General features: G+C 58.8%; 18 protein-coding genes. 14 read left to right on the forward strand and 4 right to left on the reverse strand.

What is annotated here, in order from left to right:
- Nucleotides 1-2 precede the first annotated feature (2 nt).
- The 10 genes from IIY41_RS03080 (at nt 3) to IIY41_RS03125 (ending at nt 6,601) form a co-directional block, all read left to right on the forward strand.
- Complete coding sequence (locus IIY41_RS03080; RefSeq protein WP_009325000.1) at nt 3-929, forward strand: Gfo/Idh/MocA family protein; 927 nt, start codon at nt 3-5, stop codon at nt 927-929.
- A 4-nt stretch (nt 930-933) separates the two neighbouring features.
- Entirely contained in the window at nt 934-1,701 is a 768-nt protein-coding gene (locus tag IIY41_RS03085; RefSeq protein ID WP_009324998.1) for an acylneuraminate cytidylyltransferase family protein, read from the forward strand.
- An 11-nt stretch (nt 1,702-1,712) separates the two neighbouring features.
- Entirely contained in the window at nt 1,713-2,498 is a 786-nt protein-coding gene (locus IIY41_RS03090) for a GNAT family N-acetyltransferase (protein WP_287399641.1), read from the forward strand.
- 4 nt (nt 2,499-2,502) lie between these two features.
- Nucleotides 2,503-3,093, forward strand: coding sequence for a hypothetical protein (locus IIY41_RS03095; RefSeq protein WP_158557624.1), 591 nt, complete (start codon nt 2,503-2,505; stop codon nt 3,091-3,093).
- Nucleotides 3,093-3,884 carry a threonine/serine exporter family protein gene (locus IIY41_RS03100; RefSeq protein ID WP_287399643.1) on the forward strand — a complete coding sequence of 264 codons (792 nt, stop codon included), beginning with the start codon at nt 3,093-3,095 and terminating at the stop codon, nt 3,882-3,884. Before IIY41_RS03095 ends, IIY41_RS03100 begins: the two co-directional genes overlap by 1 nt.
- Nucleotides 3,881-4,348: a threonine/serine exporter family protein gene (locus IIY41_RS03105; RefSeq protein WP_119981168.1), complete on the forward strand. Its 468-nt coding sequence runs from the start codon at nt 3,881-3,883 to the stop codon at nt 4,346-4,348. Before IIY41_RS03100 ends, IIY41_RS03105 begins: the two co-directional genes overlap by 4 nt.
- 1 nt (nt 4,349) lies before the next feature.
- A complete protein-coding gene (locus IIY41_RS03110; protein ID WP_287399645.1) occupies nt 4,350-4,649 on the forward strand; it encodes a hypothetical protein in 300 nt (99 codons plus the stop codon).
- 140 nt (nt 4,650-4,789) lie between these two features.
- Nucleotides 4,790-5,056, forward strand: a complete 267-nt coding sequence (locus IIY41_RS03115) for a hypothetical protein (RefSeq protein WP_134109248.1) — start codon at nt 4,790-4,792, stop codon at nt 5,054-5,056.
- 282 nt (nt 5,057-5,338) lie between these two features.
- Nucleotides 5,339-5,713, forward strand: coding sequence for a hypothetical protein (locus IIY41_RS03120; protein ID WP_050004675.1), 375 nt, complete (start codon nt 5,339-5,341; stop codon nt 5,711-5,713).
- Between the two features lie 255 nt (nt 5,714-5,968).
- Nucleotides 5,969-6,601 (forward strand): DUF4230 domain-containing protein, encoded by a 633-nt coding sequence (locus IIY41_RS03125; protein ID WP_287399647.1) that lies wholly within the window; start codon nt 5,969-5,971, stop codon nt 6,599-6,601.
- Nucleotides 6,602-7,058: 457 nt separating this feature from the next.
- On the opposite strand, the gene IIY41_RS03130 is transcribed toward IIY41_RS03125, so the two are convergent.
- The 4 genes from IIY41_RS03130 to IIY41_RS03145 are packed head-to-tail and all read right to left on the reverse strand — an operon-like array spanning nt 7,059 to nt 10,840.
- On the reverse strand, nt 7,059-7,532 hold the full coding sequence (locus tag IIY41_RS03130) for an LURP-one-related/scramblase family protein (RefSeq protein WP_119981172.1): 474 nt from the start codon (nt 7,530-7,532) through the stop codon (nt 7,059-7,061).
- A gap of 24 nt (nt 7,533-7,556) precedes the next feature.
- On the reverse strand, nt 7,557-8,945 hold the full coding sequence (locus IIY41_RS03135) for a zinc ribbon domain-containing protein (protein ID WP_287399649.1): 1,389 nt from the start codon (nt 8,943-8,945) through the stop codon (nt 7,557-7,559).
- Nucleotides 8,946-8,996: 51 nt separating this feature from the next.
- Nucleotides 8,997-9,914 (reverse strand): pseudouridine-5'-phosphate glycosidase, encoded by a 918-nt coding sequence (locus IIY41_RS03140; RefSeq protein ID WP_050004671.1) that lies wholly within the window; start codon nt 9,912-9,914, stop codon nt 8,997-8,999.
- The gene (locus IIY41_RS03145) at nt 9,911-10,840 is read right to left on the reverse strand and encodes a carbohydrate kinase family protein (RefSeq protein WP_009324977.1); all 930 of its coding nucleotides are present in this window, start codon (nt 10,838-10,840) and stop codon (nt 9,911-9,913) included. Before IIY41_RS03145 ends, IIY41_RS03140 begins: the two co-directional genes overlap by 4 nt.
- 275 nt (nt 10,841-11,115) lie before the next feature.
- Between IIY41_RS03145 and IIY41_RS03150 the strand changes: the two genes are divergently transcribed.
- The 4 genes from IIY41_RS03150 to IIY41_RS03165 all read left to right on the forward strand — a co-directional run bounded on the left by IIY41_RS03150 (nt 11,116) and on the right by IIY41_RS03165 (nt 14,251).
- Nucleotides 11,116-11,862 (forward strand): peptidoglycan DD-metalloendopeptidase family protein, encoded by a 747-nt coding sequence (locus tag IIY41_RS03150; protein WP_287399651.1) that lies wholly within the window; start codon nt 11,116-11,118, stop codon nt 11,860-11,862.
- 197 nt (nt 11,863-12,059) lie between these two features.
- Entirely contained in the window at nt 12,060-12,626 is a 567-nt protein-coding gene (gene rfbC, locus IIY41_RS03155; RefSeq protein ID WP_040910399.1) for a dTDP-4-dehydrorhamnose 3,5-epimerase, read from the forward strand.
- Between the two features lie 6 nt (nt 12,627-12,632).
- Nucleotides 12,633-13,451, forward strand: a complete 819-nt coding sequence (locus IIY41_RS03160; protein WP_009324974.1) for an ABC transporter permease — start codon at nt 12,633-12,635, stop codon at nt 13,449-13,451.
- 20 nt (nt 13,452-13,471) lie between these two features.
- Nucleotides 13,472-14,251: an ABC transporter ATP-binding protein gene (locus tag IIY41_RS03165; protein WP_040910398.1), complete on the forward strand. Its 780-nt coding sequence runs from the start codon at nt 13,472-13,474 to the stop codon at nt 14,249-14,251.
- Nucleotides 14,252-14,312 lie beyond the last annotated feature (61 nt).

The raw sequence follows: 14,312 nt of genomic DNA on the forward strand, positions 1-14,312 counted from the left end.
GCATGGACGTATTGTTTGTAGGGCTGGGCAGCATCGGCACGCGGCATTTGAAAAACCTGCACGCGGTGGCGGCGCAAAAGGACATTCCGGTGCGCGCGTGGGCGCTTCGCTCCTCGGCCCGTGCGCTTCCGGAGGAAACGCGCGCGCTGCTGGCGGGCGAATTCACATCCCTGCCCGAACACGCCCGCTATGACGCGGCGTTCATCACGAACCCGACGCACCTGCATTTCGGGATGTTACAAAATCTGCGGGGCAAAGCGGATACTCTTTTTATAGAAAAGCCGATCTTTGAACGCACGGACCGGGCCCTTGCGGACTGCCTGGCCCCGGGGCAGAAGGCCTATGTGGCCGCCCCCATGCGCTGGTGCGGCACGATGCTGGCCCTCAAGAAGGCGCTGCCGGCGCTGTCGGTGTATTCGGCCCGGGTGCTGTGCTCGTCCTACCTGCCCGGCTGGAGGCCCGGCGTGGATTACCGCACCGTGTATTCCGCCCACAAGGACATGGGCGGCGGCGTCACCATCGACCTCATCCATGAATGGGATTATCTGGTGGAGCTTTTCGGGAAGCCGGAAAAGATGTATAATTTTAAAGGGACGTACAGCCATCTGGAGATCGACTCGGACGACCTTTCCGTCTATATAGCCCAATACCCCACGCTACTGTGCGAGGTGCACCTGGATTACTTCGGCCGGGAATACCGGCGCAGCATCGAGCTCTTGTGCAAAAACGGCACGGTCACGGCGGATTTCGGTGCGGGCACGCTGACGCTGGAGGACGGCACGGTGCAGAATTACGCAGAGCCTGTGAACGAGCGTTATCTGCGGGAGATGGCCTATTTTCTGGATTACGCCCAAAGCGGCGCGGGCCCCAGCGTGAACACGCCCGAGACCGCGCTTGACGTATTAAAACTCACATTGGGGGAACTGTAAAAGTATGGAACAAAAGCGTGTGCTCATCACCATTTGCGGCCGCGCGGGCAGCAAGGGGTTTAAAAATAAGAACCTGAAGATCTTCGACGGCCACCCGCTCTCGTATTACAGCCTTTCTGCGGCGGAGCTGTTCATCCGGAGCAGGCCGGACCTTGCCGTCGACGTGTGCCTGAACACAGACAGCGGGCTGCTCATCGACGTTATCACCAAAAAATATCCCGAGGTGACGGTGCTGCCGCGCCCCGAGGAGCTGTGCGGCGACATCGTGCCAAAAATGCCCGTGTACCAGTACAGCCTGCGGCAGATGGAGCAGAAAAAGGGATACGAATACGATACTCTCATCGACCTGGATATCACCAGCCCTCTGCGCCAGACGGGCGATATTGAGGGCGCGTATGAGGTGAAGGCATCCCGGCCGGACCTGGACCTGATTTTTTCCGTCACGCCCAGCCGCCGCACACCGTACATGAATATGGCAAAGCTCGCGGGAGACCATGTGGAGAAGGTCATCGACCACCACAATACCGCGCGCCAGCAGACGCCGCCTGTGTTCGACATCAACGCGTCCATTTATGTGTTCGAGCGGCGCTTCCTCATCGAGAACACCACGGGCTTTGTCTGGGACGGCAAATGCGGCATGTACCAGATGTTCGACACCGGCATCATCGACATCGATTCCGAAGAGGACTACCTGTTGATGGAGGCCATCGCCCATTATTTGTATGCCACCTACCCCGCGTTCGGGGCCATTCAAAATAATATCAGAAAGTAGACTGGGAAACTATGGCGACACCAAGCGAAAAACACGAGATACACTGCGCCAAGCGCTATCTGGAATATACCGAAACGCCGTTTTACCGCGCGTTCCGCGACAGGGAAAATCCCGAGAGCTTTGACTCCAACTATGCCGTGCTCAAGCGCATGGAGGAGGCCGAGCAGAGCCTTGCGGCTGTGGAAAGCTACTATGAGGGCCTTGACGTCACGCCAAAATTCTATTCCAAGCCCGACAGCGTGACGCTGGAGGAGAGCCGCGCTTTTTTTGAGGCGCACGGCTATACCGTCCACACCTTTGAATGCCAGCGTATGATGCTGCTGACGCATACAAGCCCCGAGCTGCTGGTGCACAAATGTCCGGTGCAGATCTTTGCAGGCGCGCCCCTGACAGGAGCGGCGGCGCAGCTTGTGACGGAGAGCTGCGGCGAAAAGGACTTTGGCCTGCGGCTCATCGACAAGCAGCTGGGCGCGGGCGCGCGCGTTTCGTTTGCATACAACCGCGCTGAGATCCCCGTCAGCTTCTGCGTGGGCGAGGGGTACGGCAGTGCGTTTTATCTGTCGGACGTATATACGGCCGAAAATTTCCGCGGCCAGGGCTACGCGGCCGCGGCGGTGCTGGCGATGCTGGGCTTTGCACGCAACCCGGATATGGGGTATACCGACGTGTTCCTGTACGCCGACGACCCGGCGGCCATCCGTCTGTACGAGAAGCTGGGCTTCCGCGGTACGCCGGTGCGGGAATACCGCGCGTTCAAGGGCGGCCTGCCCGATCTTTACACCGAAGCGAAGGAGTAAGAGCATGGCGCTGCATGTCTCGCCCGAAATACTGGAGCAATACCATGGCTTTTACAGCCTTGCGCTGGACGGCACGACGGATGACGGCTGCGCGCTGGTGCTGGAGAATGTGCCCGCCGCGGGCCTGCGCGCCGCGCTTGAGGCCGTGCCGGAGCCAGACGCGCTGCGGACGGTGCTCATCAAAAGCTGTCCGGAGCTGCAGAGCCTTTCCTTCCTTGAAAATTTTCCCGCGCTGGAATGGGTGTATGTGCGCCGCTGCCCGGCGGTGGCCGCGCTGTGGGATACCGCGCGCACGCCCGCACTGCGGGGCCTTGCTGTGACGGACTGCAAAAAGCTGCGGGACATCAGCGGGCTGGACGGCGCTGCGGCGCTGGAGCACCTGTTTTTGCAGTACAGCGCCTGGAGCGCCGTAAAGCTGGAGAGCCTTGCGCCCCTGCGGGGGCTGTGCGCGCTGCGCACGCTGGACCTGGGGTGCAGGGGCGCGAAGGACAAGGTGAAGCTGGATTTCAACATGCTGTATCCGCAGCTGGACTCCCTCACCATCACGCCCAGCCTGAAGGAATATTTCATCACCAATACGGAGGCGGGGCGCTGATGGAGGGACAGAGGCGCATTTTGGACCTTTGCGTGGACGCGGGCGAAACGCTGCTGGCCAACGGCGCGGAAATTTACCGCGTGCAGCAGACGATGGAGATTATCGCGCGCAGCTACGGCGCGCGCAGCTTTCATGTATATGTACTTACCAATGGGCTGTTCGCCTCGATGGAGGACGGCGGTGCGGTGCAGAGCGCGGCGGTGCGCAGCACGCCGCGCGTGGAGATGAATTTGGGCCGCATTTCGGCGGTGAACGCGCTCTCGCGGGAGATCGTGGCAGGGCGCGTGCCGCTGGAGGAAGCCTTTGCGCGGCTTGCACAGATCCGCGCCACACGTGGGCTGCCGGGCTGGCTGATGGTGTCGGCCTCGGCCTTTTCCGCCGCGTGCTTTTGCTATCTGTTCGGCGGCTCGGCCGTGGACGCATTCACGGCGCTGGCGCCGGGCTTTGCCGTGGGGGTGTTCACCCGCGCGCTGACGCGCGTGCGCACACCGCTGAACAAGCTGGTCTCCAACATGCTTTCAGCGGGTGTGGTGGCGCTGGTCAGCCTTGCCTGTGTGCAGGCGCTGGGGCTGGCGGGCGTTGCGTGCAGCCTGGATAAGGTCATCATCGGGGGCATCATCCCGCTGGTGCCGGGCGTCGCGCTGACAAACGGCATCCGCGACGTGGCCAACTGCGATTACCTCTCGGGTACCATTCGCGCTATCGACGCGGTGCTCATTGCGGCGGGTATCGCGCTGGGCGTGGGCCTGGTGCTCAAGGGCGCGGCTCTGCTGCCGGGGGTGACGATATGATATGGGAGCTTCTGGTGCAGCTTGCCGCAGCCTTCGGGGCGACGGTGGGTTTTGCCGTTCTGGTAAACGCGCCGCCCCGGGAATTTGTCTGGGCGGGCGTGACGGGCGCCGTGGGCTGGGGCTGCTATTGGCTGTACCTGCAATGGCAACCATCGGTGGCCGTGGCCTCGCTGCTGGCCTCATTGATGCTGGCGCTGCTTTCCCGGGTGTTTTCAGTGGTGCGGCGGTGCCCGGCCACAGTGTTCCTCATCAGCGGCATCTTCGCGCTGGTGCCCGGCGCGGGCATTTACTATACCGCCTATTATTTCATCATGGGCGACAACGCCATGGCCGTGGCCAAAGGTGTGGAGACGTTCAAGATCGCCGTGGCCCTGGCCGTGGGCATCGTGCTGGTGCTGGCTTTGCCGGGGCGGCTGTTCGAGGCGTTCGCGCCGCGTGCCGGGAAGAAAAAGGGAGAGCGATGAGATGAAAAAATTGCAGGCCGTCCTGCTGTGCGCACTGGTTCTGGCCGTGCTGGCCGCGGCGGATCTGGGATACAATTTCTTCGCCAGCCTTGTGCCGGAGATTAATGACGGTATTTCGGTGCGCGGTGTGCTGGCGCCGCTGCTGTTCAGCGACCATCTTTTGGGCGATTTTTGGTCCCGGGAGCGTTTTTTGAACGCCTTTGTCGCCGCGGCGTATGCCGTGGGCGCGCTTGCGGCCGCGAACGTGGTATGTGCTGCCGGCCGTATCATGTGCGGAAAAATAACGGCGGAGGAAGAGTAAGGCGGTTTGGCGCTTTGGCGCCAGAATGGTGTCTGAATTTTCTATGGTGACATAAAGTGATATGGGCAGATAGAAAGAAATGCCATTATGCATGCTGCATTCCAATCAAACAAATAAGAATTTGTAAAGGCGGTGGTTGCATGACTCAAGATGAAATCAAAAGGATTTGTGAAAAACGCTTTTTGGAACTTGGTGCTAATAAAATTGAACTACAGCCATCTGGTAAATGTTGGACATTGAATGGTGATTTTTTCAAAGTTACCACTCTTCAAAGCTGGTGGGTATTAGAGTGGACTGATAATCGTTCATATGCATCGAATGATTGCTTTGAGGACGTTGACCCAATGCCATATGATATTTCTAAAACAGACATTTTGGAACAAACTAATTTGTTGCTGCTTAAATAATACCAATATCACAACTCCCAGTTTGTGCAAGGGTTGGGGAGATTCGCAATAATGGTTTAAACATGGTTGTCTTAGATTGCCTTTTGGGGTGTGATAACATCACCCTTTGCTTATATAAGGACCTATAAAAAGATTGCAATTTTATCAAATCACTAAAAAATAGCCGCAGGCTATTTTTAGGCCATGCGGGCCGGCCCCGGCCTGCGGCCATTACGATGAGGTTTTTATAGCTTTGCTGTGCAAAACTATAAAAGCTACGGAAAGAACAGGAGGCAATGCTGTATGCTGCGGTGGATGCTTGGAAACCTTTTGGTCTGGGCTGTGCTGTTTTTCGGCGTACCGTATGCGGGCGTGCGCTTTGTGCCGCCCGAAGCGGGCATGATGTTCACGATGGCGCTTTGGCTGGCGGTATACCCGCTTTACATCGCGCTGGCGAGCCATTCGGCCGCACAGCGCAAATGGAACACCCTGTGGCTGCCGCTGGTGCATCCCGCGCTGTACGCATTGGGAGTGTGGCTGGTTTTCCACACTGTGCCGGAGCTTGCATATTGCGCGGGTTATCTGGCCGTGGGGTACGGCTTCTGGGGAGCGGGCTGGGGCATGAAGCGCCGCCGCCAGCGCCGGGGACGGCAGGGGCCGAACAAGGATTTTCAATAGAGAGAAGAAAAGGCAGAACAGTGTGGATGTTATCCATGCTGTTCTGTTTTTATGTGGAGATGGAGAGGCGGAACGGCCCATAGCGGAAAGATGATTTTAAAAACAGGAAGGATCGTGTCGAAATATGCGGGGAGTTTGATATAATTTATCAAAATAAGTATGTTTTAGATTCGCGAAATTTGCAGGTTATATACAAGGGAGGTGTTACGGATTCGCGGATTTTTAGAATGTACAAAACAATGAGGAGGTAATTTTATGGTTGGAAAAAAGGAAAAGCAAGGGTTTAAGGCCATGTTTAAAAGGATGCTTGCCTCAAGGCTGGCCGCGGGAATTGCAGCAGCACTGGCAGCGCTGCTGCTGCTGGTTATTGTTGGATTGGGCATACGCAGTGTTGTTTTATCTGAAAGTAAATCGACGAAACTGGGATTTGAAAACATTGGGGAATTGGCCACACAAACGGCCTATTGCACGTCGGTAAATGTTACAGAAGGCTCAAGAGAGCTTTTTGGTGTGACAATACCGTTTACACAAAGCAAATACATATACAGCTATGATATAGTTATAAAAGCAGGCTTTGACTTTACGAAAATTGAATGGGAGATAAAGGACACCGCTATTACAGTGAGATTACCGGAGGCAAAAATACTGAGCAGTGAGCTGAAATGGGATTCGTTTAAACTGTACCATGAAGACGAAAGCATTTTTAAACAGATCAAGATGGAAGAAAACAATGAGGCGCTGAAAAATCTGGTTCAAAATGCGGAAACGGATGCAGTCGCAAACGGCTTGCTGGACAATGCGCGAAGCAATGCTGAAACGATTTTGCGAAGTTTTTTCGGCAATGTGTACAACTTGGAAGAGTATGAAATAAGGTTCATCAATAAATAAAAACGCCGGGGAAGGATGTGCTTATGAAGAAGATGCTTTTACTGATCGTGGGAGCAATCGCAGCAGCGATCGTGCTGTTCTACTTTGCTTTGCTCCTGACGGCATAAATAAAAGAGCCGCTTTGATAAAAATGCAGTCTGTCTGTGCTGCATGGAGAACGCTGCAAATAAAAAAGCTGCTGAATCGTTCGATGGGACAAGCGATTCAGCAGCTTTTGCTTTTACAGCAAACTCAAATTTGATGTGGAATTGGAAATTCAATTTCTTAAGCGGAACGGAACGCCTCGGCGCGCGTCGGCTTTCACCTCCGTTTCGCCTGCGGCGAAACCGGCCTGGCCGGTTACCAGCCCCACAGGGACCGCTCTTTGGTTGCTCTCTTAATGCTAAGAAAGCGACACCATAGGCGGACTCCGCAATCAGGTCCCGCGAAAACATTTTTTATTTTTGTAAGCACGCGGTCAACCGTTCTGCGAGCATTTGGCGGCGTCTATGGCCAGCACCACCATCAGGCAGTACAGTGCGTCGGCGCTGTCGGCAATGTCCAGCACGTAGGTGTCCGTCCAGTTCAGTAATTCCTTCTGCACGGTCATTACCGTGCGGCCGTCCGCATCGCTGACAAGGTAATTCCATTCCCACATATCGCCCTCGATGCTCCAGCCGCTGCAGTCCAGCGTAAACACGGGTTTGAAAAACGTGAATTCTTTTTTGATCTGTCCCACGCATTCGCCGCCCACGTAAAGCGCAAAACGCGGCAGGAAAGAGAACACCTCTTCTTTTACCGTGCCCAGCTCCGCGCCGTCCGGGCCGAAGATTTTCAGGCAGTGGCCCCAGCTCAGCACGCCCTTGACCTCGTAGACGGCGTCGCCCGCTTCGTTGTAGATATCATAGCTGTCGAACCATGAAAACATGCGTTGTTTGAACAAGAGCTTCATGCCGTATCCTCCGGTTTATGATTTTCAGGGCAGCGCATCCACCGAGGCGGCATTGTAGGCTTCTTCCGTGGAGTCCGCCGAGGCGCTCACTTTCCAGCCGTCGGCCCAGGTGAACGTGTACACACGGTATGCCGTGGCCGGCGTCTCCTCGTGGGATTCCCGGTCTGAATACGTGTATGTCAGCTTCACATAGCACGATACGCGCGCAGTGCCGTCCGCCGCGGTGCTCTTGATGGCGGCGGGATTGCACTCGGCGGTACCCATCACATACAGGTTGGCCTTGTGTGTGTCGGAGACAACGCCCTGTGCGAGCGCGGCTTTGTATTCCTCGGTGCAGCCGGAGATCAGCGCTGTGTCCTGATTGTTCAGCGCATCCAGATATGCGGCATAATGGGCGGTGAGCAGCGTGTTCAGCTCCCCGGCCGCGGGTACGCCGCCCTCAGTCACCGGGTTTTCAAACGCCAGTGTGGTGACCGTTTTGTCTGCGAACTGCACGGAGGCTGTCGTCACAGCGCCCCACGGAGCCGTATACTGCATACCGATGGTGCTGCCCACGGCCACCTGCGGCAGCGTGACAACGCCGTTCACAGGCTTTTGCTCCACAGCCGCGCCGTCCACGGTGATGACCGCGCCGTCGTTCACACAGCCGGACACCGTGATATCCGCGATGGGCAGGGCGCCGCTGAACACAGTGGGTTCGACGGAGGACAGCAGCGCAAGGTCCGTCGCGTCGCCCTCCACCGCCTGCCCGGCAGCGGTGGTGCCCGTCACCGTGCAGGTGTACAGGCCGGGGAACAGGTTCTGATACAAAATTCCGTCCGCCGTCTGTTCGCCTGTGCGGGGCACGCCGTCCAGCGAAAGACGCAGGTTCTGCACCGGGGAGCTGAGCAGCAGCCGCACGCTGTGGACGGTGAGAGAATAGCGGCTGTAGCCGAAGAACACCGATTCCTTTTCCACGCCCAGCGCGGGGAACGCCCCCTGTGCGCCGCCGTCTACCACCTGGTCCTCCAGCTGTCCGCGCAGCGCTTCACGCTGCGCCGCGTCTGTGAAAGCACGGCACAGCGCGGCGGCGCCCTCGTCGGAGACCGTCAGGTCCTCGCCCTTGAGCAGATTTTTCAGCGCGCGGGCGTCGCCCGCCTCCAGCGCGGCGTCCACCGACGCGATGAACTCGTCCGGGTTGTATTTGTCATACATCACTGTGGCCGTGACGCACAGGCCTGTGAAGACCACGGCGAGCACGCAAACGGCGATGAGCATTTTGCGCGTGGTGCGGTTCATGCGCCGACGGCGCGCATGCCCGGCTTTTTCCTCCCGCCTGGTCCGCGCCTTTGCGTTTTCCACGGCGCGGCAGGCCGGGCAAAGCTCCTGGTCCGGGTTTTCCAGCGGCTTGCCGCAGTTTTTGCAGGTGTCCATTGCACTTCCTCGTGTTTTCTTGATTTTCAGCCGCCGCAGGGCGGCGGGCGCTTACAGCTTGGCGTAGGCCACGGCAATTTTGCCGGCCGCGCGGGCATTGTTGTACGCAAGCTGGATATTGGTCTTGAGAGACTGGCCGCCTGTGTATTCCACGATGTGCGCCAGCAGGTAGGGGGTGATGTTCTTCCCGCGCACGCCCTCGGCGTTGGCGCCGGCAATGGCCTTTTCGATGACGGCTGTCATCTCGTCAAAGTCCATGGCATATTCCTCGGGCACCGGGTTGCCGATGAGTATGCCGCCCGCCAGGCCCAGGTCCCACTTCGTTTTGGCAATGCGGGCAATCTCGGCCTCGTCTTTGGCGTTGTAATCTACGCCGAAGCCGCTTCTGCGGCAGTAGAACGCGGGAAAGTCGTCTGTGCGCAGGCCCAGCACGGGAACGCCCATGGTCTCCAGATACTCCAGTGTCAGGCCGATATCCAGGATCATCTTCGCGCCGGCGCACACCACGGCCACCGAGGTTTGGCGCAGCTCCTGCAGGTCGGCGCTGATGTCCATGGTCTTTTCCGCGCCGCGGTGCACGCCGCCGATGCCGCCCGTGGCGAACACGCGGATGCCCGCCAGGCTGGCAAGGATCATCGTGGAGGCCACTGTCGTCGCGCCCGTGCGCTTTTCCGCCACCATGATGGGAAGGTCGCGCCGGGATACCTTGGCCACGCCTTCGCCTTTGCACATCAGCTCCAGTTCGTCCTGCGTAAGGCCCACCTTCAGCACGCCGTCGATGATCGCCATGGTGGCGGGCACTGCGCCCTCCGCCCGCACGATGCGCTCCACCTCGGCCGCAAAGGCAAGGTTGTCGGGGTAGGGCATGCCGTGGGAGAGGATCGTGCTCTCCAGCGCGACAACGGGCTTGCCGTCACGGATGGCGGCGGAGATTTCCGGCGTGATGGACAGATATTCTTTCAAATTCATAATACATACTCCTTTACAAGCTTGGCGACGAGCGCGGGGCTCATCGCCGGGTTGATGGTATCGGCGCTGTCGATGGCCGCAAGGCCCGCGCCCAGCGCAAAATCCAGCGTGTCCCCGGGCGAAAGGCCGTTCACCCATGCATACACGATACCGGCCATTGTGGCGTCGCCTGCGCCGGTGGCGTTTTTCATGGGGAAGGGGCGGCTTTTTTTGCGCAGCGCGCCGCAGCCCTGCCGCCTGAAATAAAGCCCCTCGCGTCCCAGGCTTACAAACACCTGGTACACGCCTTTTTCCAGCAGCATGCCGCAGGCGGCGTCCAGCTCGCGTTCGTTTGTGATGCGCATGCCGGAAAGCACTTCCATTTCCATGAGGTTGGGCTTGAGCGTGTGGAAGTATCCCGCCAGCGGCGCGGCGTTGCGCGCCCATGCCGTGGATACGGGGTCCAGCATCAGCGGGACGGTGCAGCGTGTGGCGAGCGTTTCCAGCGCGCCGGCCGAAAGGTTTGCGTCCGCCACGCAGACGTCCGCACCGTTCAGCACAGGCAGCAGCCCCTCCACATACGAGGGCGTCAGAGCCTCTTTTAAAATATGCATGTCGCTCATGGCTACGAGCATGTCGCCTTCGCTGTCCATGATGGAAATGTAGGCGGACGTATTCTGGGCGGGGAACACGGCCAGATGCCGCGTCCCGATGCCCGCGGCGGTGCAGGCGCCGCGCAGCATGTCGCCGTATGCATCACCGCCCACAGCGCTGCACAGCTCCACCGTCAGGCCCAGACGGCACAGGTTGTCGCAGATGTTGCGGCACACGCCGCCCGCCGAAAGATGCAGGCGGCCGGGGTTGGAATCCCGCATTACGATGGGAGCGTCGCTTTGGCCGTGGATGTCCACGTTCGCGCCGCCGATCCCGGCAATGTATCCCGCCATGGGAGGAGCCTCCTTTCTGAAAAGGCCGCGCCCCGCAAACGGGCGGCATGCGGCCGGGAAGTATATAGCATTATTGTACTTTTTTAAGATTAAAAACGCAAGCCCGGCTAAAACGCACGGTGCGGCGGAAATGTAAATTTTTTTGCGGCCGTACCGCGTGGCCGGCGGCATGTATATTCGGGGCGCGCCTGTCCAAAATACTACTATCATGTGCCGCAGCCGCAGCCAGCGCGCCGCGCGCGGGCCAGGGCGGCAACACGGCAGGGAGGAAAAATATGAAAAACAATCAGGAATCCAAAAGCTTTTGGAAGGGCAAGGGCTTTTATCTGGCGTTGACGCTCGTCATCGCGGGCGCGGCCACGGCCAGTTTCCTTGCCATCAACAGCATGATGGACAAACTGGGCGCGGACCCCGCGCCGCAGATCCAAGGTGAGGAGGACATTCCATGGCAGGAAGAACAGCATACCCCCGTAGAAGAAAAGCAGGAGGACGTGCCCGTGGCGCCCACATCGCCATCCTCGTCATCGAAGCCGCAAAGTACGGTTTCATCTGCGCCCAGCTCATCGCCTGCTTCATCCGCGCCCGCCGCGCCTGCAAGCTCGCAGCCGGTGCAAACGCCCTCGTTCGCATCGCCGCGGGCTGGGGCGGCCTTGCAGGCTTTCAGTGGTGACGAGCTGGTGTTCAACGATACCATGAAGGACTGGCGCACCCACAATGGCATGGACCTGGCCGGCGCGGCGGGCGACGCCGTAACGGCGCCCACCGGCGCTGTGGTGGCCCGCGCTTATGAGGACCCCCAGTGGGGCGGCGTTGTGGAGCTGAACGCCGGAAAGCTGACGGTACGCGTATGCGGCCTTGCGGACATCGCTGTGAAAGAGGGCGACACCGTGGCCGTGGGCGACGCACTGGGCACGGTGGGCGAGCTGCCCGCCGAGAGCTCCATGGAAACGCATGTGCATCTGGAGTTCCTGGAGGACGGCGCTTATGTGGACCCGGCGGAATATTTCGCCCCGGTGGAATAAGGCTGCGCACGAACGGCGGCGCGCGGACGGGAAGACCCGTTGTCCGCGCGCCGCGTTTTGCTGCGCGCGGCCTTTGGAAGCCCGCATGCGCGGGATACCTTGAACGCGGGGCCGTTTTATGATATTCTATACTTGGCTTGTTCCATGCGGACGGGCCTGCTGCGGAATGAAAAAACAGGAGAGGACTGTTCTTGTTTATGAGCAAATTCAATTTTATCGCAACCGAGATCCCCGGCGTGATCATCATCGAACCTACGGTGTTCGGCGACAGCCGGGGTTATTTTATGGAGACCTATCAGGCGGAGGAATTCGCTGCCGCGGGCATTCCCGGCCCCTTTGTACAGGACAACCAGAGCAAAAGCACCAGGGGCGTGCTGCGCGGGCTGCACTTCCAGAAGGAGCATACCCAGGGCAAGCTGGTGCGCGTGGTGTCGGGCGAGGTGTTCGACGTTGCGGTGGACTGCCGCCCGAACAGCGAAACCTTCGGCAAATGGGTGGGCGTGACGCTCTCTGCGGAAAATAAGAAGCAGTTTTATATCCCGCAGGGCTTTGCCCACGGCTTTCTGGTGCTGTCCGAAGAAGCGGAGTTTACTTACAAATGCACCGACTATTACGACCCCGCGGCCGAGGGCGGCGTGAAGTGGGATGACCCGGACGTGGGCATCGTGTGGCCCGCGGTGGACGGCGAGATCCGCCTTTCCGCCAAGGATGGGGAGCACAGGGGCTTCAAGGAGCAGACCTATGAATTCTTTGAAAGGTGGTAAACCGGGATGCAGATGCTGAAGGCTTACGCCAAAGATTTCTGGCGGTACCGCTACCTGCTGCAGAACCTGATCGGCCGTGATTTCAAGCTGAAATACCGCCGCAGCGTGCTGGGCGTAGTGTGGAGCGTGCTCAACCCGCTGCTGATGAATGTCGTCATGGTGGTGGTGTTTTCCACGCTTTTTGACATGCGTGGCAGCGGTATCGAAAATTTTTCCGTATATTTGCTCATTGGGCAGCTGCTGTTCAACTTTTTCAATGAAGGAACCGGCAGCGCCATGGGCAGCATGCTGAGCGCGGCGCCGCTCATCAAAAAGGTGTATATCCCAAAATACATCTTTCCGCTGGAGCGGGTGTGCTTTGCTTTGGTGAACTGTCTGTTCTCGTTCATTGCTCTCGTTATTGTAATGCTTGTAACAGGAGCCAAGCTGCACGCCACCGTGCTTCTGGCGTTTTATCCGCTGCTGACACTGTTTGTATTCACGCTGGGCATCGGCCTTGCACTGGCCGCGGCAACAGTGTTCTTTCGGGATGTGATGCATCTGTGGGGTGTGTTTACGCTGGCGCTGAACTATTTTTCCGCCATTTTCTATGACCCTGAGCAGATGAATCCGCTGGTGGTGGGAAGCGTGGAGCTGAGCCTTTCCCAGGTCATCCGTTTCAACCCGCTGTACTGGTACATCACGGGCTTCCGCGCCACGGTGCTGGACGGCACGGGCCTCACCTGGAGCATGGTCTGGATCTGCGGCCTGTGTGCGGTCATCGCGCTGGCTGTGGGCCTGTTCGTGTTCCGCCGCCAGCAGGACAAATTTGTCCTGCATATCTGAGGGAGGACGCCGCTGTGAAAATGATCGAAGTAAACAACGTGTCCATGCGCTTCAACATGGCAAAGGAAAAGCACGAGAGCCTGAAAGAGTATTTTCTGGCCGCCGTGCAGGGCAAGCTGCAGTTTGAAGAATTTTACGCGCTGCGCGATGTTTCCCTCACCGTGCATAAGGGTGAGTTCCACGGGATCATCGGGCTGAACGGTTCGGGCAAATCCACGCTTTTGAAGGTGATCTCCGGCGTGTTCAAGCCCACGGCGGGCAATGTGGTGGTGCACGGCAGCATCGCGCCGCTCATTGAGCTGGGCGCGGGGTTCGACATGGACCTCACCGCCCGGGAGAACATCTATCTCAACGGCACGGTGCTGGGCCTGACGCCCAAGTACATCGACGAAAAATTCGACGAGATCGTGGATTTCAGCGAGCTGCGGGAATTTCTGGACGTTCCGCTGAAGAACTATTCCTCCGGCATGGTGGCGCGTATTGCGTTTGCCATCGCCACGATCACCAAGCCGGACGTACTCATTGCGGACGAGATATTGTCCGTGGGTGACTTCATGTTTCAGGAAAAATGCGAGGAGCGCATGCGCCAGCTGATGAGCGGAGGCACCACGGTGCTGCTGGTGAGCCACTCCATCGGCCAGATCGAGCGCATGTGCGACCACGTGACATGGCTGGAAAAGGGCCGCGTAAAGATGCAGGGCGAAGCGGCCGAGGTGTGCGCCGCATACAAGGCGCTGGACCCGGAGGCCGCAGCCATTCAGAACGCGAACAGCAACAAGAGGATCATTGAGGCGCCGTAAAGGCGCACATCACCGGCGCGGCTCTCGGCGGCCGGCGCGGGCCGCGGGGCCGGCGCATCCG

It is taken from the genome of Ruthenibacterium sp. (genome assembly GCF_017421385.1).
Lineage (GTDB): Bacteria > Bacillota > Clostridia > Oscillospirales > Ruminococcaceae > Ruthenibacterium > Ruthenibacterium lactatiformans.